This window comes from Aestuariibaculum marinum (assembly GCF_014596975.1).
GTDB lineage: Bacteria > Bacteroidota > Bacteroidia > Flavobacteriales > Flavobacteriaceae > Aestuariibaculum > Aestuariibaculum marinum.
Genome location: NZ_JACVXD010000009.1, coordinates 78,378 through 104,863 on the forward strand (window position 1 = coordinate 78,378; position 26,486 = coordinate 104,863).

Annotated in this window: 26 protein-coding genes; 21 read left to right on the forward strand and 5 right to left on the reverse strand. The window is 34.7% G+C overall.

The features are described from left to right. Positions 1–56 precede the first annotated feature (56 nt). Positions 57–587: an RNA polymerase sigma factor gene (locus ICJ85_RS13515; RefSeq protein ID WP_188224331.1), complete on the forward strand. Its 531-nt coding sequence runs from the start codon at positions 57–59 to the stop codon at positions 585–587. A 12-nt stretch (positions 588–599) separates the two neighbouring features. Continuing rightward, positions 600–1,391 (forward strand): anti-sigma factor, encoded by a 792-nt coding sequence (locus ICJ85_RS13520; RefSeq protein WP_188224332.1) that lies wholly within the window; start codon positions 600–602, stop codon positions 1,389–1,391. Between the two features lie 95 nt (positions 1,392–1,486). Here the strand turns inward: ICJ85_RS13520 and aqpZ are convergent, their stop codons facing one another. After that, positions 1,487–2,176, reverse strand: a complete 690-nt coding sequence (aqpZ, locus tag ICJ85_RS13525; protein WP_188224333.1) for an aquaporin Z — start codon at positions 2,174–2,176, stop codon at positions 1,487–1,489. A 149-nt stretch (positions 2,177–2,325) separates the two neighbouring features. Between aqpZ and ICJ85_RS13530 the strand changes: the two genes are divergently transcribed. The 7 genes from ICJ85_RS13530 (at position 2,326) to ICJ85_RS13560 (ending at position 9,641) form a co-directional block, all read left to right on the forward strand. Continuing rightward, positions 2,326–2,529 carry a membrane or secreted protein gene (locus ICJ85_RS13530; protein WP_188224334.1) on the forward strand — a complete coding sequence of 68 codons (204 nt, stop codon included), beginning with the start codon at positions 2,326–2,328 and terminating at the stop codon, positions 2,527–2,529. 6 nt (positions 2,530–2,535) lie between these two features. After that, the gene (locus ICJ85_RS13535) at positions 2,536–3,648 is read left to right on the forward strand and encodes a glycosyltransferase (protein WP_188224335.1); all 1,113 of its coding nucleotides are present in this window, start codon (positions 2,536–2,538) and stop codon (positions 3,646–3,648) included. Beyond that, positions 3,639–4,184, forward strand: a complete 546-nt coding sequence (locus tag ICJ85_RS13540) for an RNA polymerase sigma factor (protein ID WP_188224336.1) — start codon at positions 3,639–3,641, stop codon at positions 4,182–4,184. The genes ICJ85_RS13535 and ICJ85_RS13540 overlap by 10 nt, the downstream gene beginning before the upstream one ends. 2 nt (positions 4,185–4,186) lie before the next feature. Further along, complete coding sequence (locus ICJ85_RS13545) at positions 4,187–5,431, forward strand: NRAMP family divalent metal transporter (protein ID WP_188224337.1); 1,245 nt, start codon at positions 4,187–4,189, stop codon at positions 5,429–5,431. Positions 5,432–5,478: 47 nt separating this feature from the next. Beyond that, the gene (gene lipA / locus ICJ85_RS13550; RefSeq protein WP_188224338.1) at positions 5,479–6,357 is read left to right on the forward strand and encodes a lipoyl synthase; all 879 of its coding nucleotides are present in this window, start codon (positions 5,479–5,481) and stop codon (positions 6,355–6,357) included. Positions 6,358–6,360: 3 nt separating this feature from the next. Then, positions 6,361–7,371 (forward strand): type I glyceraldehyde-3-phosphate dehydrogenase, encoded by a 1,011-nt coding sequence (gene gap / locus ICJ85_RS13555; RefSeq protein WP_188224339.1) that lies wholly within the window; start codon positions 6,361–6,363, stop codon positions 7,369–7,371. Between the two features lie 80 nt (positions 7,372–7,451). Beyond that, positions 7,452–9,641, forward strand: coding sequence for an ATP-binding response regulator (locus ICJ85_RS13560; protein ID WP_241739550.1), 2,190 nt, complete (start codon positions 7,452–7,454; stop codon positions 9,639–9,641). Here the strand turns inward: ICJ85_RS13560 and lpxK are convergent, their stop codons facing one another. Continuing rightward, complete coding sequence (lpxK, locus tag ICJ85_RS13565; RefSeq protein WP_188224341.1) at positions 9,642–10,646, reverse strand: tetraacyldisaccharide 4'-kinase; 1,005 nt, start codon at positions 10,644–10,646, stop codon at positions 9,642–9,644. 142 nt (positions 10,647–10,788) lie between these two features. Between lpxK and ICJ85_RS13570 the strand changes: the two genes are divergently transcribed. The 3 genes from ICJ85_RS13570 (at position 10,789) to msrA (ending at position 13,449) form a co-directional block, all read left to right on the forward strand. Next, positions 10,789–11,883, forward strand: a complete 1,095-nt coding sequence (locus tag ICJ85_RS13570; protein WP_188224342.1) for a Nif3-like dinuclear metal center hexameric protein — start codon at positions 10,789–10,791, stop codon at positions 11,881–11,883. A gap of 3 nt (positions 11,884–11,886) precedes the next feature. Continuing rightward, positions 11,887–12,669: a zinc ribbon domain-containing protein gene (locus ICJ85_RS13575; RefSeq protein WP_188224343.1), complete on the forward strand. Its 783-nt coding sequence runs from the start codon at positions 11,887–11,889 to the stop codon at positions 12,667–12,669. A gap of 123 nt (positions 12,670–12,792) precedes the next feature. After that, the gene (gene msrA, locus ICJ85_RS13580; RefSeq protein ID WP_188224344.1) at positions 12,793–13,449 is read left to right on the forward strand and encodes a peptide-methionine (S)-S-oxide reductase MsrA; all 657 of its coding nucleotides are present in this window, start codon (positions 12,793–12,795) and stop codon (positions 13,447–13,449) included. A 128-nt stretch (positions 13,450–13,577) separates the two neighbouring features. On the opposite strand, the gene ICJ85_RS13585 is transcribed toward msrA, so the two are convergent. Then, positions 13,578–13,997: a (4Fe-4S)-binding protein gene (locus tag ICJ85_RS13585; RefSeq protein WP_188224345.1), complete on the reverse strand. Its 420-nt coding sequence runs from the start codon at positions 13,995–13,997 to the stop codon at positions 13,578–13,580. Positions 13,998–14,112: 115 nt separating this feature from the next. Between ICJ85_RS13585 and kynU the strand changes: the two genes are divergently transcribed. The 8 genes from kynU to ICJ85_RS13625 all read left to right on the forward strand — a co-directional run bounded on the left by kynU (position 14,113) and on the right by ICJ85_RS13625 (position 22,697). After that, positions 14,113–15,384: a kynureninase gene (gene kynU, locus ICJ85_RS13590; RefSeq protein WP_188224346.1), complete on the forward strand. Its 1,272-nt coding sequence runs from the start codon at positions 14,113–14,115 to the stop codon at positions 15,382–15,384. After that, positions 15,377–16,798, forward strand: coding sequence for an FAD-dependent oxidoreductase (locus ICJ85_RS13595; protein ID WP_188224347.1), 1,422 nt, complete (start codon positions 15,377–15,379; stop codon positions 16,796–16,798). The genes kynU and ICJ85_RS13595 overlap by 8 nt, the downstream gene beginning before the upstream one ends. 10 nt (positions 16,799–16,808) lie before the next feature. Further along, complete coding sequence (locus tag ICJ85_RS13600; RefSeq protein WP_188224348.1) at positions 16,809–17,225, forward strand: RidA family protein; 417 nt, start codon at positions 16,809–16,811, stop codon at positions 17,223–17,225. Beyond that, positions 17,222–18,643: a hypothetical protein gene (locus ICJ85_RS13605; protein ID WP_188224349.1), complete on the forward strand. Its 1,422-nt coding sequence runs from the start codon at positions 17,222–17,224 to the stop codon at positions 18,641–18,643. Before ICJ85_RS13600 ends, ICJ85_RS13605 begins: the two co-directional genes overlap by 4 nt. Beyond that, positions 18,643–20,082: an aldehyde dehydrogenase gene (locus tag ICJ85_RS13610; RefSeq protein ID WP_188224350.1), complete on the forward strand. Its 1,440-nt coding sequence runs from the start codon at positions 18,643–18,645 to the stop codon at positions 20,080–20,082. Before ICJ85_RS13605 ends, ICJ85_RS13610 begins: the two co-directional genes overlap by 1 nt. A 31-nt stretch (positions 20,083–20,113) precedes the next feature. Next, positions 20,114–20,896 (forward strand): SDR family oxidoreductase, encoded by a 783-nt coding sequence (locus tag ICJ85_RS13615; protein ID WP_188224351.1) that lies wholly within the window; start codon positions 20,114–20,116, stop codon positions 20,894–20,896. A 143-nt stretch (positions 20,897–21,039) separates the two neighbouring features. Continuing rightward, positions 21,040–21,576 (forward strand): 3-hydroxyanthranilate 3,4-dioxygenase, encoded by a 537-nt coding sequence (locus ICJ85_RS13620; RefSeq protein ID WP_188224352.1) that lies wholly within the window; start codon positions 21,040–21,042, stop codon positions 21,574–21,576. A 35-nt stretch (positions 21,577–21,611) separates the two neighbouring features. Further along, entirely contained in the window at positions 21,612–22,697 is a 1,086-nt protein-coding gene (locus ICJ85_RS13625) for an amidohydrolase family protein (RefSeq protein ID WP_188224353.1), read from the forward strand. 38 nt (positions 22,698–22,735) lie between these two features. Here the strand turns inward: ICJ85_RS13625 and ICJ85_RS13630 are convergent, their stop codons facing one another. Beyond that, a complete protein-coding gene (locus ICJ85_RS13630; RefSeq protein ID WP_188224354.1) occupies positions 22,736–23,500 on the reverse strand; it encodes a LytR/AlgR family response regulator transcription factor in 765 nt (254 codons plus the stop codon). Positions 23,501–23,504: 4 nt separating this feature from the next. Continuing rightward, positions 23,505–25,463, reverse strand: a complete 1,959-nt coding sequence (locus tag ICJ85_RS13635; protein ID WP_188224355.1) for a sensor histidine kinase — start codon at positions 25,461–25,463, stop codon at positions 23,505–23,507. Between the two features lie 148 nt (positions 25,464–25,611). Here ICJ85_RS13635 and ICJ85_RS13640 point away from each other — a divergent pair, with 148 nt between their 5' ends. After that, positions 25,612–26,253, forward strand: a complete 642-nt coding sequence (locus ICJ85_RS13640) for an O-methyltransferase (protein ID WP_188224356.1) — start codon at positions 25,612–25,614, stop codon at positions 26,251–26,253. Positions 26,254–26,486: the final 233 nt, after the last annotated feature.

Below are 26,486 nucleotides of genomic sequence, written 5' to 3' on the forward strand. Positions count from 1 at the left end.
AATTTCTAACTTTGGCGATATTTTGCCCCCAAATTTTCACTTTAAAACCATAAAAGTTGATATCATCTATAGAAAAAGAAATTGTTAATCTGCTGGAACGAGGCGACAAAAAAGCCATTTCCCTTCTTTACGAGAACTACGCAGATGCTTTATTTGGTGTTATAAAAAAAATAATATCAGACGATGATACTGCCCAAGATGTGCTTCAGGAAAGCTTTGTAAAAATATGGCGCTATTCAAAAAAATACGATGCCAAAAAAGCCAAACTTTTCACTTGGCTATACCGAATTGCCTATAACACAGCTATTGACAAAGTTCGATCTTTAAAAAATAAAGATGGAAATGAAGTCCAAATAGAAGCCACATACGTATATAAGTTATCAGCATCAGAGTTAAATCAGGATGTTTTAGATATTAAAAAGCATCTAGCTAGTTTAGATGAAAAGTATCAAATTGTATTAAAAGCACTCTTTTTTGAGGGCATGACACAGCAAGAAGCCAGTGACGAACTAGATATTCCGCTGGGTACTATAAAATCGAGATTAAAAATTGGATTACGCGAATTGAAAAAAATTTATAATCCTTAACTAAAAAAAGTCATGAATGCGAAAATAACTACTTTTTTAAATTCTGGCCTATTAGAAAAATATCTATTAGGTGAAACCTCTGTTGCCGAAACAGAAATGGTTGAAACCTATATTTCAAAATATCCAGAAGTTCAAAATGTATACAACAATCTTCAAGACAATTTAGAGGTTGTTGCTAAAAGTCAAGCTGTAGAAGCTCCAGCAAGCATCTTAAATAGTATTTTAGATGAACTTGACGACGCTCCTGTTGTAGAAATGAAAAAGCCTGCTAGAAATTACAAATCATGGTATAAATACAGTATTGCTGCCAGCGTTGCCGCCTTACTTTTTGCAGGAACCTCATATATTTTCTACAATCAGAATAAAAAATTAAGTCATGAAAACCAGGTTGTTGTTGATGAAATCTTCGATTTACGAAGTGACATTCAAATGAACAACAAAAGATTAGATGATTTAATGCAACAGTTTAAACAGCTTAACGACCCTGAAACTTATAAGTACATTATGCAGGGTAATAACCGTGCTAAAAACTTAAAAACGGTTGCTTATATCAATCCTAAGGACAAAACATCGATGATTGATGTGGTTTCTTTACCACAATTGCCAGAAGAACAATGTTACCAGATCTGGGCAGAGTTACAAGACAAAATGGTAAGCTTAGGGATTTTAAGTGAAACCGACAGACAACTTAGAAAAATTCCATATGCCGAAAACGCGCTTGGTTTAAACATTACCATAGAGCCTAAAGGCGGAAATACAACAGCCTCTTTAGATAATTCGGTTGCTGAAATAGATTTGAAATAGATTAATAGCCCCAAATCTCAAAAACGAAAAAAAGCCTTATTAAGATATCTTAATAAGGCTTTTCTATTAAGCGCTATTATATCAATCCATAAAAACTAAGCCTCTTTATTTAATAAGGTTTTATGCAAAAAACCAGCAACCAATGCGCCTGCTATAGGTGCCAGCCAAAACAACCATAATTGACTCGTATAATCTGCCCCAGCAAATAATGCCTGACTTGTAGAACGTGCAGGATTAACTGAAGTATTAGATATTGGTATACTTATTAAATGAATCAAAGTTAAAGCCAAACCTATGGCAATGCCGGCAAAACCAGCCGGAGCTTTTGGATAAGTGCTTCCTAAAATAATTAATAAGAAAAACATTGTGAGTACAAATTCGGCAATTAACACCGATACCATACCATAACCACCAGGAGATAATTCACCATAACCATTTGCAGCAAAACTGCCAATATCAACAAAGTCAGACTTTCCTGAAACAATTAAATACAACACACCGGCAGCTCCAATACCACCTACTACCTGGGCTATAATATACCCTAATAATTCTTTTGCCGGAAAGACGCCACCAGCCCATAAGCCAATAGAAACCGCAGGGTTAAAATGCGCTCCAGAAATATGCCCTACTGCATATGCCATGGTAAGTACGGTTAAACCAAAGGCTAAAGCCACCCCTGCAAACCCAATACCTAGCTCTGGGAATCCAGCTGCGAAAATCGCACTACCACATCCGCCAAAAACCAGCCAAAATGTTCCAAAAAATTCTGCAAATAATTTTTTCATGAATTAAATAATTTAAAGGTTAACTACCTAAAGATAAGAATTTTTACAACGCCATGTAGTCCGAAATTTAATTTAGAAAGTACATTATCTTTTAATCTCAACTTCACATTCTATTCAAAAAGCATTATCTTTGCTTAAAATATTTTCACATGAAACTTGTATTATTAACATTAGCATTGCTAGGATTAGGTGTCGCAGGTATAGCCATTAAAATTTGGGCTAAAAAAGACGGTAAATTTGCCGGTACATGTGCCAGCCAAAACCCAATGCTAAATAAAGATGGTGAAGCCTGTGGGTTTTGTGGAAAAACTCCCGATCAGTTCGATACTTGTAACGAACCTCAACACTCATAGTACTATATGAGCATACTTGATTTTGTGTTCTACACGTTTGCTGTTGTAGTTGTTATTCAAGTTATTACATATATAGTTGTTTTGGGCAAATTCGCCTATTTAAAACCTAAAAAAAAACATACTCAAAACCTTCCCGTTTCGGTAATTGTTTGTGCTAAAAATGAAGCTGAAAATTTAAAAACGTTTCTGCCTTCTATCATTTCACAAAACTATCCCGATTTTGAAATTGTTCTTATAAATGATGCTTCCAGCGATGACACGCTTGAGGTCATGGAAGATTTCAAAAACCGATACAGTAATATTAAAATTGTTGATGTAAAAAATATTGAAGCCTTTTGGGGAAATAAAAAATATGCTCTAACCTTAGGTATTAAAGCTTCAAGTCATGAGTATTTATTATTTACCGATGCCGACTGTAAACCGCTCTCTAATCAATGGATTCAAGAGATGAGTTCTTTTTTTAGTTCAAAGACATCTATTGTTTTAGGCTATGGTGCTTATGCCAAAATTAAAAATTCATTTTTAAACAAACTTATACGTTTCGAAACATTAGTTACAGCTGTTAATTACTTTTCTTTTGCCAAATTAGGGAACCCCTATATGGGTGTTGGCAGAAATCTTGCTTACACCAAAAAGGAATTTTTTAAAGCCAATGGGTTTATTCAACATATAAAAGTACGTTCGGGTGACGATGACCTTTTTGTAAATCAAGTAGCGACAAAACCCAATACTGCAATTTGTTTTTCAAAAGATAGTTTTACCGAATCTGTTCCGAAAACCAAATGGAGTGCCTGGATTAGACAAAAACGACGTCATATTTCTACAGCCAAACATTATAAATTCAATCATAAATTATCCTTAACCCTGTTATACCTTTGTCAGGTTTTATTTTGGATTTTAGCCATTGGTTTATCTATAACAACATTCATGTGGCCATTTGTTGTTGGATTAATTGTACTGCGTTTTATTGTACAATATTCTGTTTATGGTATGTCGGCTAAAAAACTCAATGAAAGCGATCTTTTAATACTACTTCCTTTACTTGAAATCTTTTTAATTATTGTACAATTGGTTATCTTTATAAAAAATCTTACATCAAAACCCAATCATTGGAAATAAAAGATGCCATTATACGTGCTAAGGAAAACGACCAAAAAGCATTTAATTTTTTGTTAGATACCTTTTGGGATGATGTTTATGGATTTCAGTTAAAGCGTATTCAAAATGAAAATGACGCCGAAGATATTACCATTCAGACATTTTCAAGAGCCTTCGACCGTATTGAAACATTTGATGATAATTATAAATTTAAGACCTGGCTAATCACCATTTCTAAAAATATTCACATCGATTTACTTCGGAAAGAAAAAAATTCTATTTCACGAGTTATTTCGAATGATGACAAATCGGTTTATCAAATTTTAGATGAATCTCCAACTCCTGAAGACAAACTCATCACCGATCAGAATCTGGCAAAACTACTTCGGGATATCAAAAAACTGAAACCCCACTATCAGGAAATCATCAACATGCGTTACTTCCAGGAGTTAAGCTACAAGGAAATTTCTGTTCAGCTTGAAGAACCTATAAATAATGTGAAAGTAAAACTTCTAAGGGCGAAAAAGCTACTGGCAGAAATCATTCAGTCAAAATAAAAATGATTGCTAAGCTTAAAAATCTAGGTCCGGGTTTATTATTTGCTGGCGCAGCAGTAGGCGTTTCTCATTTGGTACAATCTACACGTGCTGGTGCCGATTTTGGAATGGGGCTACTTTGGGCTTTACTAGTTGTTAATCTATTTAAATACCCCTTTTTTCAATTTGGACCACGCTATGCCACGGCCACAGGTGAAAGCTTATTAGAGGGCTATAAAAAATTAGGCAGAAGTATATTAACTATTTATTATATACTTAATCTTGCCACAATGTTTACTATTCAGGCTGCCGTTACCATTGTAACTGCTGGTTTAGCAACTAATTTATTTGGCAACTTTGGCAGTTTAAGTATTGGTGAAAAAATGATTTTCAGTACCGAAATTTGGACCATGGTTATTCTTTTAATTTGCGTTACCCTACTTACCATTGGCAAATACAAACTGTTAGATCGACTCATGAAAGTTATTATCATTACTCTAACCATAAGTACATTTGCTGCTGTTTGTATTGCCCTTTCTAACACACACCAACCTGTTTCTTTAACACAAATAATTCCGGATAACAGTTTAGACATTGCCTTTCTAATCGCCTTTATGGGGTGGATGCCTGCGCCTTTAGATGTATCGGTTTGGCAATCGCTTTGGGCAGTTCAAAAAAACGAAGACACCAAACAATACACTCCTGAATCTTCGCTATTCGATTTCAATATTGGTTATTTAAGTACCATTGTTATCGGAATAGGCTTTTTACTTTTAGGTACTTTAGTGATGTATAAAAGCGGAGAAAGTTTCAGTCCTTCAGCCTCTGTATTTTCAGGGCAACTTATTACATTATACACCAAAAATCTTGGAAACTGGGCTTATATTATCATTGGTGTTGCTGCGTTTACAACCATGTTTAGCACAACCTTAACCACACTAGACGCGTCACCAAGAGCGATGGCTAAAGCCACAAAACTCCTTTTCAAAAAAGAAACAAAATTAAACTACACGTTTTGGATGACGCTATTAACCATAGGATCTATTTATATCTTTTTCTTTTTAGCTTCAGAAATGGGAATGCTTATTCAAATTGCAACCATTCTTTCCTTTATAACAGCTCCATTTTTTGCAATCATCAACTATATTCTAATTTCAAGTAAACACACACCCAAATCTTGGCAACCATCAAAACAATTACACATATTAAGTTGGTTCGGAATTATCTTCTTAATAGGTTTTAGCATTTGGTATCTAAGCACATTATAGCCACTTTTTAAAAGAATACTTTGTATCTTTGTGCATTATTTTTCAATATGAATACAGAAAGCACTACAAATATATTACCGGAGAGAAAACCAAAACCAAAATGGTTACGCGTTAAACTTCCAACTGGAAAAAAATACACCGAATTAAGAGGACTTGTTGATAAGTATAAATTAAATACCATTTGTACTTCAGGAAGCTGCCCAAATATGGGTGAATGCTGGGGTGAAGGTACCGCTACCTTTATGATTTTAGGTAATGTTTGTACGCGTTCTTGTGGTTTTTGCGGTGTAAAAACCGGTCGTCCTGAAACTGTTGATTGGGATGAACCAGAAAAAGTAGCACGTTCTATAAAACTCATGAACATTAAGCACGCGGTTTTAACCAGTGTAGATCGTGATGATTTAAAAGATATGGGAAGCATTATGTGGGCTGAAACCGTTAAAGCTGTTCGCAGAATGAACCCAGAAACCACCCTTGAAACCCTTATTCCTGATTTTCAAGGTATCGAACAGCACATCGACAGAATTATTGATGTAGCACCTGAAGTCGTATCTCATAATATTGAAACGGTGCGCCGTTTAACACGCGAGGTACGTATTCAGGCACAATACGATCGTAGTATGGGAGTTTTAAAATATTTAAAACAACAAGGACAACGTCGTACCAAATCGGGAATTATGTTAGGTTTAGGCGAAACGCGCGAAGAAGTTATTGAAACCCTTCACGATTTAAAAGCTAACGATGTAGATGTGGTTACTATAGGTCAATATTTACAACCAAGTAAAAAGCATTTACCTGTTCAGCAGTTTATTACGCCAGATCAGTTTAAAGAATACGAAGACATCGGAAAAGAATTAGGTTTCCGTCACGTAGAAAGTAGCGCATTAGTTCGTTCTTCTTACAGAGCTCAAAAACATATTAACTAAGGTATGATTAACATAGCTATCAATGGATTTGGTAGAATAGGGAGACGCGTTTTCAGACTATTACAAAATTATGAAAACGTTCAGGTAGTCGCTATTAACGATTTAGCAGATGTTAAAACCTTAAGTCATTTACTTAAATACGATAGTGTTCATGGTGGTTTTAACGGCACTGTTACTTTTGAAGACAATCACTTTATTGTTAATGAAAAAAAGATTGCACTTTTAAACCGTAACCATCCAAAAGATATTGACTGGACGCCATTCAATATCGATTTTGTCATTGAATCTACAGGTAAGTTTAAAACCGAAACTGAATTACAAAATCATATTACTAATGGTGCTAAACGCGTAGTTTTAAGTGTTCCTCCAGTAGACGATCATATTAAAACTATTGTTTTAGGTGTAAATGATTATAGCATTGATGGTAGCGAAACAATCATTTCAAATGCTTCCTGTACCACCAACAATGCCGCTCCAATGATTGACATCATTAACAAGCTTTGTGGCATTGATCAGGCATACATTACTACGGTACACTCCTACACTACCGATCAAAGTTTACACGATCAGCCACATCGCGATTTAAGACGTTCACGTGCTGCCGGACAATCTATTGTACCGACAACAACTGGTGCTGCTAAAGCCCTAACTAAAATATTCCCTGAACTTTCAGATGTTATTGGTGGCTGTGGTATTCGGGTTCCTGTAATTAATGGTTCGTTAACCGATATTACGTTTAATGTACAAAAAACCGTTAGTATTGAGGATGTTAATAATGCGTTTAAAGAAGCATCGTTAGCAGATTATAAAGGTATTTTAGAATATACAGAAGCCCCAATTGTCTCAATTGATATTGTTGGTAACACACATTCTTGTATATTTGATTCAGGGATGACCTCTGTTATTGGTAACATGGTAAAAATCATTGGATGGTACGATAATGAGAGTGCATATTCACAAAGAATAATTGATCTAATATGTAATTTATCGAAAAAAAATGCGTTTTATCGATAAATTATTTATATTTGTCGGTAAACATATCTAAAATGCTTCAAATTAAAAGTTACATAGTCCTACTACTATTGCTATTTAGTATGTGCGTATCATCGCAGAATTCTGCGAATGATGACCCTGAGTTGATTCAAAATGAAATTAATTATCATATTGAAAATGCTCAAACTAATCTGGAAAACTTCAGCTATTACGAAGCTCAAAAAAACCTTGATTCTGCACTAAAGATTGCAGAAAACACTAACAGTAAAGAAAACATAGCCATAATTTATGCCTTAAAAGGAAAGCTTCAACTATATGTTGAAGAGCTTGAGCAGGCTATTAACTCTTTAAATAAAGCTGTTGAAATTCAGCGTACCATAAACGATAATGTTAATCTAGGTAAATCGTATAAAATTTTTGGTGATGTTTATGCCGCCAAGAAAATGTACTATCAAGCCTTAGATTCGTACAGAGCCGCAAAATCAAAATTTGAAGAAGAAGAATTACATGCAGATTTAGCCGATGTGCTTCTAGCTGAAGGTAAAACCTATTTGCTGCTAAAGAATTACAACAGAGCCCGAGATGTTATCGAGCAATCCTTAGCCTTAGCACGTAAAAATGATTTATTAAAAATTCAAAGTGAAGATTTAGTTTATCACGCCATTATTTACAATAAACTAAAAAATAATGAAAAAGCTCTAACACTGGCTAACGAAGGTGTGGCTATTGCAAAGCAAGAAGGGTATTTAAGTATTCTCGATAAAGGCTATTTAATACGAAGTGACATTTATAACGAACTTGAAAATTACAAAGCTTCACGAGAGAATTTAAAACATCATATTGAAATTTCTGATTCTCTAGCTGGTATTAAACGCGCCAACTATTCTAAAGCTCAGGAAACGCAAGCAAAATTAGATTACGCACTTCAGGAAAATGCAAAATTATCAGAAGACAAGGAAAAAGCCGAAGACGATAAAAATTTAGGTACCTTAATCTCCATTTTAAGTGTTGCCTTAATTACAATCCTATCGTTATTAACACTGTCGCTGTATAAAAACAACAACATTAGATTAAAGACCAATAATATGCTCCACAAGAAAAACGGAGAACTTATTATTGCCAAAGAAAAAGCGGAATTAGCATCAAAAACAAAAGCTAATTTCCTTTCAACCGTAACACATGAATTGCGCACACCGCTTTACGCTGTAACAGGTTTAAGTAATATGCTATTAGAGGAAAACCCAAAACCTGAGCAAATTCAGCATTTAAAGTCCTTGAAATTCTCAGGAGACTATCTACTGACTTTTATTAACGATATTCTTCAAATTAATAAAATTGAAGCCAATAAAGTAGACATTGAACCAGAACCGTTCAACCTTAAGAAAAAAATCAACAATATTATCCTCGCTTTAAACAATTCTGCTCAAGATAATAATGTAAAAATACATCTGGAATACGACACCACACTTGGTGAAAACTTTATCGCCGATCAAATTAAAATATCTCAAATTCTTATCAATTTGGTTGGTAATTCTATTAAGTTTACTAAAGACGGTGATATCTGGATTAGAATCTATAAAATTGAAGAGAACGGTAACATCTACACCCTTCGCTTTGAGGTAGAAGATAACGGTATTGGTATCAGCCAGGAGAAACAGGACCACATGTTTGAAAGTTTCTCACAAGGATCAATTCAAATCAATCGTAAGTATGGTGGTACCGGATTAGGGTTATCTATTGTTAAAGGTTTAATAGATATTTTAAAAGGAAAAATTTACGTGAAGAGTGAACTTGGAAAAGGCACAACGTTCTACTTCGAAATTCCTTTAGAATATACTGCTACCGAAGAAAACTTAGAAAACAAGACCACCTATTTTAGTGGAAACCCTGAAGAATTAGACTTAGAAAACGTTAAGGTGTTAGTTGTTGAAGACAATAAAATCAACCAGATGATTACTAAGAAAATCTTAACTAAGATGAAGCTGAATTGTGAGATTGTTGATAATGGTGAAGCTGCAGTAGATAAGATTAAAACCAATAAGTACGACATTATTTTAATGGATATACACATGCCTGGTATTAGCGGTATAGAGGCGACTAAAATTGTTAGAACCTTCGATAAGGAGCTTACTATTTTTGCCCTTACAGCTGTAACTATTGAAGATAAAATGCATGAGTTTGAGGAAGCTGGATTTACCGACATCATTCCTAAACCTTTTAAACAAGAAGAGTTCGAGAAAAAACTTTATAATGCGTTGGCTTCAAATAAAGGAAAGTCTGAAACAGCTTAATCACTGTTGAACGAAGTCTAAAATTAATTTATCAAAAACTTCTGGTCTATCAATTTTAGTTTTTATTGGCAGATAATACAACTTATCCTTAAGCACATCATATTGTTTTAGTCGCATAAAATCTTTTTCAGTTGTTAAAATAACCGACTTTGTACTTAAGAATAAAATCTCATGATCTGTGAAATTATGATGATCATCAAAATCCAAATGATCGAAATTTCGCTGTTTATCCTTTAAATATTTCACTAAAGTATTAGCATTAGCAATACCGGTAACCAAGGTAAAATCATTAAAAGATTCCAAACTTATAGATTGATTCCATGAATATACATTAGTATCATAAGCTATAGAACTAAAAAAAACTTCCTGATTCTTTTCAGGCTTAATAGCTTTTATAATATGTGTTTTTCTAGCTTCACTTAAATTGTCCGGACACTTAGTAATAACAATTAGGTTAGCACGTTTTGCTCCATTTCTGGGCTCTCTCAAATTACCAGTAGGTAACATCCAGTCTTTGGTATAAATATTACTATAGGCTGATAATAAAATATTAAACCCGGCCTTAACTTTTCTATGTTGATAGGCATCATCTAATAATACAACCTCTGGAGATTTATCTAGGGATTGTAATTGCTTAATCCCGTTTCTGCGATCTGCATCGACAGCTACTAGAATATCATTACCAAACTTGTTATAGAATTGAAAAGGCTCATCACCTAAGGTTTCAACGATAGATTGTTCATCTCCTAACTGAAAACCTTCGCTTTCACGCTTGTAGCCCCTACTCAACGTTGCTACAAAATAGTCATCCTTCAATAAATTAATTAAATACTCTATCATTGGTGTTTTACCCGTACCGCCAACACTTAAGTTACCCACACATATCACCGGAAAATTATAAGATGTCGCTGTTTTTATACCTCTATCGTACAACACATTTCTTAAACGGGTAATTAAATAATATACAGGTACAAACGGAAAGACTATTTTTCTAATTAACTTCATCAGGCCCCAATCTAGTTTCATTTTAACGTGGCAATATAAGCATTTTTCCTCTCATTAAATAAGCTTTTGGTTTTCTAAAACTTAATAAATATTGCCTCAAAATGACTTAAAATTTTATCTTTGATATAAAGAAATCAATTTCATGATAATTCAAGATGTTATTAACCACTTGGAGACCTTAGCTCCTTTAGCTTACGCTGAAGATTTTGATAATGTCGGGCTGCTTGTTGGTGATAAAAAAGCGAAATTAACGGGCGTGTTAGTAACCCTTGACACTTTGGAAGCTGTTGTTGATGAAGCTATCGAAAATAATTGCAACTTCATTGTAAGCTTCCACCCTATCATCTTTAAGGGACTGAAGAAAATCACAGGAAAAACGTACGTGGAGCGCGTGGTTCTCAAGGCTATAAAACATGACATTGCTATATACACTATGCATACGGCATTAGACAATGCATTTCAAGGTGTTAACGACATGATTTGTAATCAGCTTCAATTAACTAACAAACAGGTTTTAATTCCGCAACCACAAACCATAAAAAAACTAACTACTTACGTTCCTAAAAATGAAGCCGAGGAACTTAGAGCAGCTCTATTCGAAGCAGGCGCCGGAACTATAGGTAATTATAGTAATTGCAGTTTTAATGTAGAAGGTTATGGTACTTTTAACGGTAACGAAAATGCAAATCCAACTATTGGAGAACCTGGCACGACGCATACCGAAGTCGAAACAAAAATAACCGTTACCTTCCCCAAACATTTAGAATCTCAGATTCTGAAAACCTTATTTAACACACATTCTTACGAAGAAGTGGCTTACGAGGTCATTACTATTGAAAATAAAAATCAGCATATTGGCATAGGTATGGTCGGCGAATTGGACCAACCAATGGATGAAAAAAGCTTTCTGAACTATGTTAAAGACAAAATGAATACCGAATGTATTCGACATTCAGACTTTTTAAACAAATCCATTAAAAAAGTAGCGGTGCTTGGTGGCTCCGGAAGTTTTGCTATTGGTGCAGCCAAAGCTGCTGGTGCTGATGCATTTATCACAGCCGATTTAAAATATCACGACTTTTTTACGGCTGAAAACAGCATTCTACTAACTGATATTGGACATTATGAAAGTGAACAGTTCACAAAAAACGGTTTAGTAGCTCATCTTACAAAAAAAATTACTAATTTTGCAATCATTTTATCAAAGACAAATACCAATCCTGTTAAGTATTTTTAAAGTATGGCTAAAAATAAAGAAGTAACTGTTGAAGAGCGCTTAAGAGCTTTATACGATTTACAACTCATCGATTCTCGTATAGATGAAATTAGAAATGTTCGAGGAGAACTTCCTTTAGAAGTTCGTGATTTAGAAGATGAAGTTGCCGGACTAAACATCAGATTAGATAAATTAGTTTCTAGTTTAGAAGTTATCGACAACGATATTACATCTAGAAAGAATCTTATTGAAGAAGCTAAAGCTTTAATTAAAAAGTATACTGAGCAACAGAAGAATGTTAGAAATAACAGAGAGTACAATTCTTTAACTAAAGAAGTTGAATTCCAGGAATTAGAAATTCAATTAGCGGAAAAACATATTAAAGAATTTAAAGTTCAAATCGAACAGAAAAAAGAAGTTATCGCTGAAACTAAAGAGCGTTTAAAAGAACGTGAAACACACCTTAAACACAAAAAAGGTGAATTAAATGATATTTTAGCCGAAACTGAAAAAGAAGAACAAGCTTTAATTCAAAAATCTGAGGATTACAAAAACCAAATCGAAGATCGTTTAGTTTCTGCTTACACCAGAATTCGTCAAAACGTTAAAAATGGTTTAGCAGTAGTGCCTATTGAAAGAGGGGCGTCTGGAGGATCTTTCTTTACAATTCCACCACAGGTTCAGGTAGAAATTGCTTCTCGCAAAAAAATTATTACCGATGAGCACAGTGGACGTATCTTGGTTGATGCACAGTTAGCTGAAGAACAAAAAGAAAAAATGGAAAAATTATTCGCTAAAATAAGCTAATAACTTTCTAACTAAATATTTAAAAGCCTTTACCAAAATTTGAGTAAAGGCTTTTTTATTTTTTAATATTAAGGTTTTTCATATTGTAACGTCTAAACAAAAAAACGTAACAACTCGAAACCAATGAAACACCTTATTTTTGCCCTTATACTTTCGTTACTTATAAGCTGCCAGAATACTGCTCAGAATTCTGAAGCACAAAATGCCGTAATACACGCCAACCCGATTGAAATCCCTATAAAAAATGGAAAAGCACGTGCCTATTTTGCCAGTGGCTGTTTTTGGTGTGTGGAAGCCATTTACGAAAGTATTAAAGGGGTAGATGAAGTAATAAGCGGGTATTCGGGTGGACATACTAAAAATCCAACTTACGAAACAAACAACACAGGTAAAACGGGTCATGCCGAATCGGTTGAAGTGATTTACGATCCCGAAATTGTTAGTTTCTCAACCCTGGTAGATGTGTATTTTGGATCACAAAATGTGACTCAGGTTAATGGACAAGGCAATGATATTGGATCGCAATACCGTTCTATTATTTTTTATCAGAATGACGCTCAGAAAGAAATCATTCTAAAGAAAAAAGCCGAATTATCTAAAAAGCTTAATGCTAAAATCGCCGCCGAAGTCTATCCGTTTCAAAAATTCTGGAAGGCCGAAAATTATCATCAAAATTACGAACGCCTGCATCCTAACAATCCTTATGTGCGAAACGTATCGATTCCAAGATTAAACCGTTTTAAAGCTAAATTTCCTGAGTTGTTAAAAGAAAAACATTAAAACTTGAAATAAAAACATCCAAACGTAAAATATAATCGTATTTAATATAAAAGGATTGAGAATATTCCGCGTAAGCGTCTCTATATATTTAAAGCGCTTCAACTACATAGTTGAAGCGCTTTCTCTTTTTAGCCTTTAAAATTTTCCTTGGCATGCGAACCATCACAAAACGGTTTATTACCCGAATGTCCACACCTGCAAAATGCCGTTGTTTTATTTTTCACTTCCTGAGTGCCATCTTTGTGACTTATATGCAGCGTGCCATAAACTAATAACGGACCATCTTCTAAAACCTCAACATGAGCTTCTAAAACTTCAGAGCTCTTATCTTTTTTATCGTTCATATAATAACTTAAAGCTCCCGAAGGACAAGCCTTAACTTGGTCTACTAAAGTTTCTGTTTTTGCCGCATCAATATTAATCCATGGACGTACCATAGGCTGAAAAACACGAGGTAATCCTTTTGCACAAATCCCCGAATGAATACATTTTTCGGGTTTCCAAACAATAGTCACTTCTCCATTTGTATATTCTTTTATCTTACTCATAACTAACGTGTTTCACTAAATATACAAAATTTTGAAGTTCAAATCAGAGTAGATTAACAACTTTATTCCTAACTTTAGATGGCATAATTTTTTTAGAAAACCAAAAGAAAATATTTTGTTCGACTATAAATCAGGTCTCGATTTTGCTAAAGAATTAGACCAAAAAGACAAATTAGCGCCTTACCGAAATCAATTTCACATTCCAAAAGATCAAAACGGAAATGATTTGATTTACCTCTGCGGAAATTCCTTAGGCTTACAGCCTAAAACAACTAAAGCTTACGTTAACCAGGAACTGGAAGACTGGGCCAACTTAGGTGTTGAAGGCCATACCGAAGCCCGACATCCGTGGTTACCTTATCATGAGTTTTTAGCAGAAAGCATGGCTAAAGTGGTTGGCGCAAAACCTATCGAAGTTGTGGTGATGAACACGCTAACCGCGAACCTTCATTTTATGATGGTATCATTTTACCAACCAACACCAAAACGTTATAAAATTTTAATTGAAGCCGACGCTTTTCCATCAGACAAATATGCCGTAGAATCGCAATTACGTCATCATGGTTATAACGATACAGATGGTGTAATTCTTTGGAAAGCCCGTGAAGGTGAAGAACTTTTACGTTACGAAGATTTAGAAGCTATTTTAGAAAAACACGGTAACGAGATTGCTCTTATAATGATTGGTGGCGTAAATTATTATACCGGACAATATTTCGACTTAAAACGCATAACCAAAATCGGTCATAACAGCGGTTGCATGGTTGGTTTTGATTGTGCTCATGGTGCAGGAAATGTGCAATTAAATTTACACGATTCCGGAGCAGATTTTGCCGTGTGGTGTACTTATAAATATTTAAACTCTGGTCCGGGTAGTTTGGCAGGTGCCTTTGTACATGAACGCCATGCTTACAACAAAAACTTAAACCGATTTACAGGTTGGTGGAGCCATAACAAACAAACGCGTTTTAACATGCGAGATGAATTCGACCAACTTCCAGGAGCAGAAGGCTGGCAATTAAGCAATCCGCCAATTTTATCCATGGCTGCTATTAGAGCCTCGTTAGATTTGTTCAACGCGGTGGGTTTCGAAAACCTTACTGAAAAATCTAAAAAACTAACTGGCTATTTTGAGTTTTTAATCAACGAACTCAACAACGAACACATTAAAATTATTACTCCAAAAAGTAGTGATGAACGTGGTTGCCAATTGTCGATTCAGGTTAAAAATGCTGATAAAACATTACATCAAAAATTAACTGAATCCGGTGTTATTTGCGACTGGCGTGAACCCGATGTGATTCGCTGTGCGCCTGTACCGCTTTATAACTCATTTGAAGATGTGTATAAAATGGTTGAAATTTTAAAAGCTATTTTGAATGAATAAAAACCAAACCATACAAATTATAGGCGCCGGACTTTGTGGTTCCCTGCTTGCTTTACGACTTGGACAACGTGGTTTTAAGGTTGAAGTCTTTGAAAAACGTCCCGACCTAAGAAAAGTAGACATCAGTGCCGGGCGCTCCATTAATCTTGCGTTTTCCAACCGAGGCATTAAGGCCATGAATATGGTAGGTATTCAACATAAAGTAGAGCCTCTTTGTATTCCTATGCATGGTCGCATGTTACACGATATAGAAGGCAACACCCTATTATCGCCTTATAGCGGAAAGGAGAACGAATATATCAACTCCATTTCCCGAACCGATTTAAATGCACTGCTTTTAAATGAGGCTGAGGCTTTAAATAATGTTACCATCCATTTTAACCATAAATGCACCTCGGTAGATTTCGAAAATAACAGATCTCATTTTTATAAATATGAAGATAAAGCCGAATTTTCAAAACCAGCCGAAGTAATTATCGGCACCGATGGTGCAGGCTCTGCACTTCGGAAAAGCTATTATTTAGGAAAGAAATTTTTATTCAGTTTTTCGCAAGATTATTTAACCCATGGTTACAAAGAATTAAGTATTCTTCCTGCTGAAAATGGCGGATTTAAAACTTTTAAAAACGCATTACACATTTGGGGACGTGATTCATTTATGCTGATTGCTCTACCTAATTTAGATGGCAGTTTTACGGTGACCTTATTTTTAAGTTATGAAGATGGGGAGTATAATTTCAATAATCTAACAACTCCAGAACGCGTTACTGCATTCTTTTCAACTTACTTTAAAGATGCTTTAGAGTTGATGCCTAATCTGTTGGACGACTTTTTTAAAAATCCGACGTCACCTTTGGGAACTGTAAAATGTTCACCCTGGCATTATAAAGGAAATACCTTGTTATTAGGAGATGCTGCACATGCCATCGTTCCGTTTTACGGTCAAGGAATGAATGCTTCCTTTGAAGATGTTACTGAATTTGATAAATTGTTAGATGAAAATTTCACCGATTGGGAAAGCCTGTTTAAAGCCTTTGAAACAGGTCGAAAAAAAGACACCGATGCCATTGCCGATTTAGCCATCGATAATTTCCACGAGATGAAAGGTCATGTAAACAATGCTATTTTCCGCGAAAAGCGTAACTTAGAAATGGCTTTCGAGAAAAATTTCCCGAAAAGTTATGCTTCAAAATATGCCTTAGTAACGTTTAATGAAAATATAGGCTATCGTGAAGCCATGTTAAGAGGACGAGCACAAGACAAAGCAATTTTAAATATGCTCGCTGATGGAGACATAGAAACACCCCTTAAACTGGACAACAAAACTTGGCTTGAACACACCTTAAAACAAGTTCAGGCTGAAACCGAACATATTTTAGAAGAAGACCGTATTGCTAAAAATATGCAACACTAAAAACAAGACTATGAAAAGCGAAGCTGTAACACCCCGAGGCGCCTATCCGCATACCAAACGCGTGGGCGATTTCATTTTTGTTTCAGGCACCAGTTCCCGACGCCCTAATAATTCCATTGCTGGCGTTGATATTATTGACAACATGGGCACTAAGCACTTAAACATTGAAGTTCAAACTCGTGAGGTTATAAAAAACATTGAAAAAAATTTAGCAAAAGAAGGTGCTACACTTCTGGATGTGGTTGACGTAACAACATTTTTAGTCAATATGAATGATTTTGCTGGCTATAACAAAGCTTACGCTGACTTTTTCGATAAGGAAACCGGACCAACCAGAACAACGGTTGCGGTTCACCAATTACCTCACCCCGATTTAGTTGTTGAAATAAAAGTGATGGCTTATAAAAAACTTTCTAACAAAAAATGAACTTCATAATAAATTATTTATCAAAAAATAAAATAGAAATTTGTCTATTAGTCTTTTCAATTGGTTTAACAGTATTTAGCTTAAATTTTCCATTTTATTGGGATAATATCGTTCAAATATCTGTACCTGCAAACTGGTATTATGACACAAATTTCTCCAATTTTTATATCCCTGACATGTTGGCTACTGGACATCCAACATTCGTTCCCCTATATTTTGCCATAATATGGAAAATATTTAGCAAATCTTTATTTATTAGTCATTTAGCTATGTATCCTTTTATACTAGGTTTGCTATGGCAAATTAATAATCTAACAAAAATGTTAACCAACAAAAATAACTTAAGAATATTAATACTACTTTTTGTTATAGCAGACACAACACTTCTATCGCAATTGTCTTTGATTACTTTTGATATAATGCTTATGTTTTTTTTCTTTCTATGCATTAATGCAATTCTAAAAGGAAAAAACATATTACTTGCTTTTGCTTATTTAGGTTTAGTCATGGTTAGTTTACGAGGAACGATTTGCGGAGGCGGAATTCTATTATTTTATATTTTATATAATTATTCTTACAATAAAAAAAATCTAAAAATAAAAAATCTTATTAGCTTTATACCTGGAATTTTAAGCATTATTATTTTTCTATTTTCCTTCTACTTAGAGAAAGGTTGGGTTATACACAATACCGTTAGTAACGCTTGGAAAGAATCAGCAGAATTCGCCTCTCCCTATGAAATTTTAAGAAATAGCGGCCTATTTATTTGGCGATTAATTGACTTTGGCCGGGTTACAATCTTTCTTGTTTTCACATTTTTTATTTTTAAATTAATAAAAAAAAGACAATTTGAAAATGAAAATCTAAAAACATTATTCTTAATAATTACTTGCCAATGTATTGTTTTTTTTCCAATTATTGTAATTTATCGAAATCCTTTTGGGCATAGATATTTAATGCCCATTATCACAACTACAATAATACTTGTTGTAATATGGATTGACCTATTCAAAAACGGAAAAAAGTTAGTCTATACTCTTTCTTTTTTATCTTTAATTTTTGGACACTTTTTATTATATCCCGAAAAAATAGCTCAAGGTTGGGATGCTACAACTTTACATTGGAATTATTATTCTACAAGAAAAAAAATGATTAATTACATAAAAGAAAACAACCTTAAAGTAGAAACTATAGGTTCATTCTTCCCCAATTCATCTTCATTTAAATATACCGACCTTGATTCAGATGAAATTCGTTTCAAAAATGTTAACCTTGAAAAAGACTCATTAATTGTCTACTCGAATACGTTCAACGTAGAAGATGAATTTATTGACACTTTATTTGATAAGTCTAAATGGACTATTGTCAAAGATTTTACATCAAATAATATTTACATTAGATTATATAAAAAACTGTAATGCTTAAAGTTCAAAACTACATAAACGGTAATTTTCACGATCCATTGTTAAATAAATGGTTAAACAATTACTGCCCTGCAAATGGTGAAATTTATGGCAGTATACCAAATTCATCTAAAGAAGATGTCGACAATGCATACATCGCGGCACAATCGGCATTTCCTAGTTGGTCGCAAACTACTTTAGAGGAACGTAGCCATATTTTAATAAGAATTTCAGAAGGCATTGAAGCCAATTTAGATCGCTTTGCGGAAATGGAAAGTAAAGACAATGGCAAACCGTTAAGTTTAGCCAAAACTATTGATATACCAAGAGCTGCCAGTAACTTCCGTTTTTTTGCGCATGCCATCACTCAGTTTTCAAGTGAAAGTCATCAAAGCATTGGTTTAGATGCCGTAAACTATACCTTAAGACAACCCATTGGAGTTGTGGGGTGTATTTCTCCATGGAATCTTCCGTTGTATTTATTTACCTGGAAAATTGCACCTGCGATTGCAGCTGGTAATTGTGTGGTTGCCAAACCCAGTGAAATCACTCCTGCAACAGCTTATTTACTGGGAGACATTTGTAACGAAGCAGGCTTGCCTAAAGGCGTTTTAAATATTGTTCATGGGTTAGGTTCTACAACAGGACAAGCCATTATTGAACATCCCGATATTAAAGCTATTTCCTTTACAGGAGGTACAAAAACCGGAGCACATATAGCCAAAACAGCTGCTCCTTTATTCAAAAAATTATCTTTAGAACTTGGTGGTAAAAATCCGAATATCATTTTTACCGACTGCGACTATAAGGACATGTTAGAAACAACGGTAAAATCGTCGTTTGCTAATCAAGGACAGATTTGTTTATGTGGCAGTCGCATTTTTGTAGAAAGAACTATTTACGACCAATTTAAAACTGACTTTATAAACAAAGTAAAACACCTTAAAGTTGGACACCCCTCAGATTACAAAACAGATATTGGTGCTTTGGTATCGAAATCACATCTTGAAAAAGTGCTAAGCTATGTTGAAATTGCTAAAAAGGATCATACCATTTTGTGCGGCGGCAATAAAGTGACTGTTGAAGGTTATGAAAATGGTTATTATTTACAACCAACTATTATAGAAGTGAATACTAATGATTGCCAGCTAAATCAGGAAGAAATATTTGGTCCTGTGGTTACTATGATGCCTTTTGATACTGAAGACGACGTGTTACAAATGGCCAATCAGGTAAAATATGGTTTATCGGCTACCCTTTGGACTAACGATTTAAAACGCACCATGCGCTTAAGTAATCAATTACAAGCCGGAATCATTTGGGTAAACACTTGGATGTTACGAGATTTACGAACACCTTTTGGTGGCATAAAAGCTTCGGGGGTTGGTCGTGAAGGTGGTTTTGAAGCCTTACGCTTTTTTACTGAAGCTAAAAATGTATGTATAAAATATTGACATTAAACTAAACCTTATCATAAAAAATTAAATGAATTTAAACTTAAAAAACAAATACGCTTTAGTTTGTGGTAGTACGGCTGGAATAGGAAAAGCTACAGCCATAGCTTTAGCCGAAGAAGGCGCTATAGTCACCTTAGTGGCGAGGAATAGAGACAAATTAAAACAAGTTATTTTAGAGTTACCACATGGCAATAAACACGATTTCATTGTTGCCGATTTCTCTAACCCAAGAGATTTACAGGAACAAGTGATTAAGTATATTGAAAAACACCACGGATTTCATATTCTTATCAATAACACTGGTGGCCCACGAAGTGGTGAAATAATTAACGCTAGTCTTGATGAATTCGATAATGCCTTTATTCAACATTTAAAATGCAATCATGTATTAGCACAGTCGACGATACCGTTTATGAAAGACGAAGGTTTTGGGCGTATTGTAAACATTATATCTACCTCGGTTAAAGAACCTATTCCCGGACTTGGAGTAAGTAACACTATTCGTGGTGCCGTTGGTAACTGGAGTAAAACACTAGCTACCGAAGTTGCCGCCTTTGGCATCACAGTAAACAATGTGCTTCCTGGTTTTACAGAAACCGAACGTCTAAACGAAATCATACAGATTAAAGCAAAAAATGAAGGTCGGACTTTTGAAGAAATGGCTGATATTATGAAAAATTACGCGCCAGCCAAACGTTTTGCTAAACCTGAGGAAACTGCAAATGCCATTGTATTTTTAGCGAGTGAAGCTGCCAGTTATATAACCGGAATTAACATTCCTGTTGATGGCGGACGCACAAAAAGTTTGTAACTTTAGAAAAGAATCATTGCGTGAGGGATTACTCATTAATTATTAATTTAAAATTAATGAATTCGTGAATACAGGTATTTGCAGCATGCTACCATGTAGCACAGAAAGCCCGACCCGAAGGGGCACGCACAAAACATAGAACCATGAGTAAATTAGTTTCTCCTTTAAATTTTAAAGCCTGGATTGAAGAAAACCGACACCTTTTAAAACCACCAGTAGGCAATAAAGTGGTTTGGAAAGATGGCGATTTTATTGTGATGGTTGTTGGCGGACCTAACAGCAGAAAAGACTACCACTACAACGAAACACCTGAGTTTTTCTACCAGATTGAAGGTGATATTGTTCTGAAAATTATTGATAATGGTACTCCAAAAGATGTACATATTAAAGAGGGAGATATTTATTTATTGCCTCCAAAAGTTCCGCATTCACCGCAACGGGGCGCTAACACTATTGGTTTAGTAATTGAATATAAACGACCTACAGGCATGAAGGATGCTCTTATGTGGTTTTGCGAAACCTGTACCACCAAACTTTATGAAGAAGATTTTACATTGGAGAATATTGAAATCGATATGCCTAAAATATTCGACAAGTATTATAATGACCTTGAAAAACGTACCTGCCCGAATTGTGGTGCAACCATGGAACCACCAAAAAAAGTAAAAATAGAAAACTAATTTTTTGATTCTGAAAACAGGTTTGAACGATAATTATGGAACAACGTAAACTTCGAATTAACGGGCATTCTCATTTGCTTCCCTACCCAGAGGAAATCCCCGATTTCATGCGTAAAAAAGGCATTTTCTGGGTGGATAAAGACCGGAAATTCATGCTTCAAAAAGACTGGAAACGCCCGGTAACCGATTCGAGTTTTTTCCTTCATGAAAAACTGGAATGGATGGAGCGTTTTAAAATAGATCATGCTGTGGTTTTAAACCTGTCGCAACTTTATGGCAATGGTTTACGAGTTGAAGAAATGAAACAGGCCCTGCGTTTTCAAAACGATTTTAATGCCCGAATTCAGCATCAGTACCCAAATAAATTTACCTGCGGGTTTGTTGTGCATCCTGGTTTTGTGCGTAGCGCGTGTTGGGAAATAGAACGTTGCGTGGAAGAAAACGGCATGAGTTTATTGTGTTTACCAACCCATTATATGGATACTATTGGAACCTGGCGTTGCATTTTTGATGAAGAAAACGAACCTATTTTTGAGCTTGCTAATAAATACAATTTGGCTGTAGAAATTCACCCGTATGATGGTGAAAAGTTTATTAAACTTGAAAATACCTCCTGGCGTTTTCACCTCATCTGGATGCTGGCACAATGTGCGGATGCTTATCATTTTTTAACCTTAAACGGCTATCAGGAAAAGTACCCGAATATGCGAACCTGTTTTGCGCATGGTGGGCAATTGGCACAAATAAATCTGGGGCGTCGTATACAAGGGTTTGATGGACGTCCGGACTTGTTCGAAGGCAAACACCACCCCAGAAAAGCTGTAGGTCATAAAAACATCTTTTTCGACACGCTGGTGCACGATACCGGTTCTTTAGAATTATTGATAAAAAACCAAGGTGTTAAACAGGTGTTGATGGGCTTAGATGACCCCTATCCTCTAGGAGAAATGGAAAGCATTAAGCAATCGTCTTACCCCGGTAAAATTTTAGATTTGGCTATTGAACGTAAAATCATTTCGGAAAACGACCGTGATGCCATCTGGCAAAATAATGTAATTCAATGGTTGCATGGAGACGATGAAATCGCGAAACAAAAATTGGTTGATAGAATATTAGGATAACGAAATAAAGAAGGCTGGTTAACACCAGCCTATTTTATTTAAACCTCTATCCAATCTTTTATCGCCTGTAAATAACTTCTTCCTGAAGTAATTTGCGATAAACCTTTATTATTGAGTTTAATCGTATAGCGGCTATTAAAATATTTTTGCACCTCTTCAACATGTTCGGTATTGATGATAATACTTCTGTGGACTCGCAAAAAATAATCGGGAAGTTTGTCTTCTAATTTAGCTAAAGACTGTTCGGTTAGAAATTTTCCTTTAGATGTATGTACCAACACATAACGCTCATCAGATTCAAAATATGTAATGTCGTCTAACTTTATAAACATTAACCTTTCATCTTTTTTTACAGTTAGAGAAGTCATGACTTTCTCGTCTCTCTTCTCGGTTAAAGTTTTAACCAAGTCTAAAAGTTGATGTGTATCATTAGGTGTTACTCTAAACCGCTTTAGTTTGTCTATGGTTTTTTCTAATCGCTCTAAACGTACGGGTTTCACCAAATAATCAACACTATTAGTTTCAAACGCCTGAAGTGAATGCTGGTCATAAGCCGTACAAAACACCACCATAGGCATATGCGTAAGGTGTTCTAAAAGTTCAAAGCCTGTTAAACCCGGCATTTCAATATCTAAGAAAATGAGATCTGGTTTTAAGGTATTAATCAACTCTTGGGCTTCTACTCCCGATTGTGCTTCGGCAATAATGTCGATGTCGTTTGAAAAATGAGATAACAGTTTTTTTAATCGCAATCGTGCTGGCGGTTCGTCGTCTATTATAATCGTTCTAAACATGTTATTCATTTTTTTAATCCTTTTGATTGATACTGATACAAATTTGTTTTTCAGGGGTGTTACTCCAACTTAATTGCGCTTGATTGCCATAACTAAGCTCAAGCAAATCGTAAACCGATTGTAAACCGTGCCCGCTGACTAAACCATCTGGGAACTCAGGCCCGTTATCGGTTACTTTTATAATGATTTGATGGTTTATCTGTTTTATAAATAAACCAATAGAAGCTTTGTCCTGAACTTTAGAGGCTCCATGTTTTACAGCATTTTCTATTAGCGGTTGAATTAAAAACCGAGGTATTTCAACATCTTGTATACTTTCATCGCATTCAATATTGAATTGTAAACGCTCGCCAAACCGTATTTGCTCCACTTCCAGATAATTATTAACCATTTCAAGTTCGTCTTTAATGGTGCTAAACTTTTCGCCTTTTCGGTTTATGGTGTATTTAAACAAATCGGAAAGCGCTAAGGCCATGTGCTCGGTTTTTTCGCCATCTACCGTTGCCAATCCCGCAATAGAGTTTAAAGCATTGTATAAAAAGTGCGGGTTAATTTGAGAATGCAACAATTTTACCTGAGCATTGGCATTGAGCTCCCTTAACTTAGTTAACTCTAAATCTTTTTGTTTAACTAAGTTTTCTGAGAAATGATTTAGGTAAATAAGGAGGCCTCTTCCTAAAGATACTATAACTACAGGAAAAAAAACAAATATTGAAAAATGATATGTAAATATTTCCATTCCAAGGAAAACAAAAGGAATCACAAATACAAATGCAGTAAATAGAGTTTTTAAAATAATTTCTGACAAAAAGTTTCTCTCTTGTCTAAAAACATATCTATCGAATACCCATAAAAGAATAGAAATAAAAACTACATATAAAAACACTTGGGAATAAGCCTCTATGAGATGATTCTCTACTTCATTTTCCGGTTTTAACGTATATAAGTAAACTACAAGCAAATTGTAACAACCTATTACCAATATACAAACAGGAATAAAATAATTTAAATAACCCCATTTGTAAATAAATTTATAAGATAAATTAAACCCAATAAAAATAAAGCATACACCCAATAAAAAACATACCCAAATAGTTTGAATCTTTGCTTGTTCTTTATTTAAAAATTGATTAGCATAATTTTTAGGATACGTTTTATACATGTATGCTTTAAACTGTTGTTTAAAATCTGGAGCATATAGTTTTTGTAAAAGAAATGTATCTTTTGCTGTTATTTTTGAGCTTAATAAACCTTCTTGTGTTGAACCATAAACCGAAGGTAACTGCTCAACGCCTCGCCTATTTCCCTGAATTTCACATAAAGCACTCATTAAATGAGCTCTGATTAATTCTTGCTTGAAACTATCGGCTAATATCCCATCCTTAATTAAAAACTGAATCTGTGTAGGCCCATAAAATTGATCTCCTATGCGATTAGGACCTTTTGATTGAATAGATGAGTTTTTATGTATTGAATAATATTCATAACCTGGTATTCTACCAAAATTAATTCTTTCGTCATTCGAATAAAAGCTTAAGTATATCGTTGAATTAATGATGTCTTTATATTTATAACCTTTATAAACATCTTTGTCAATCCCAATTACTCCCTGAGGTCGTTTACTTCTTAAATATTCATCTAGTTCTATTGATGACATTCCTATAAATCGTTCGTAAAAATCTATAGTTTTATCTGGGAGAATGCCTTTTATTTCATCCATAGCCCTTTCAACCAAAAGACTGTCATTACTTGTCGCATTTTCTAACTTTAATAATATAGGACCATTAAGTTTGTAAACTACAGGTGTTTCTCCATCAAATAAACGGTCTTTAATATATTCCCAATTATCATCTTTTGTTAAAGAAGGATAGTTTTCTGTTCGATAATCATATTTTGGCTGCGATACAATAAGATAGGATATAGCTCCAATTATTACAAAAAATAAAATCAGGGAAAATATACGTTTCTTCATGGTTGTAAATTTAATTATTTCTACACCAAAGAAAGCTTACAGGTACAGAAATAAAAAGGATATTCGGGCGAACTGCAAATACGGTTATTAAACTGCATTTTCATTTAAAATATACTATTTTTGCAATCTGTTTTAAAAGCACACCCATATGTATTTTTTACCTGAAGATTTAGACGATTACGTGGTTGCACATTCTGAAAACGAACCGGAATTATTACAACAACTCACTCGCGAAACCTACCAAAAAATATTACAGCCTATTATGCTTAGCGGTCCGTATCAAGGCCGTGTGTTGAGTATGATTTCGAAATTGGTACGCCCTAAAAACATTTTAGAATTAGGAACTTTCACAGGGTATGCGACGCTTTGTCTGGCAGAAGGTGTTCAAAAAGATGGTGAAGTACATACCATTGATGTCAATGAAGAACTGGTCGATTTTCAGCGCAAATATTTTGATAAATCGGAGTACGGCCATCAAATAGTTCAACATTTAGGGAGTGCGATAGATATTCTCCCAACTTTAGATAAAACCTTCGATTTGGTTTTTATCGATGCCGACAAACCGAATTATGTAAATTATTTTCATCTGGTTGTCGAGAAATTAAATCCGGGTGGGATTATCATTTCCGATAACGTGTTGTGGCATGGAAAAGTGGTTGAACCTTTAGACCCGAAAGACCATTCGACAAAAATTGTTTTAGAATACAATACGCTTTTAAAGGAAGACCCTCGTGTTGAAACAGTATTGTTACCTATTCGTGATGGCTTAACGATTAGCAGGAAGAAATAGATTGTTAGAAGGCTAAAAAGGTCTCGATACAATTTCTCGTCCCATAAAATCACTCGACCTGACGGTTATTATACACACTTGTCATGCTGAACTTGTTTCAGCATCTTTTTTAGTTATTTAAAATAAGATTTTTTCCTATTGTTAGAATGACGCGAATTGAAATTTAACACAACAAAGGATTTTAACCTAGTTTGCGTTAGCGATTGAAGCAAACTACCGTGTAGTGCGTAAAG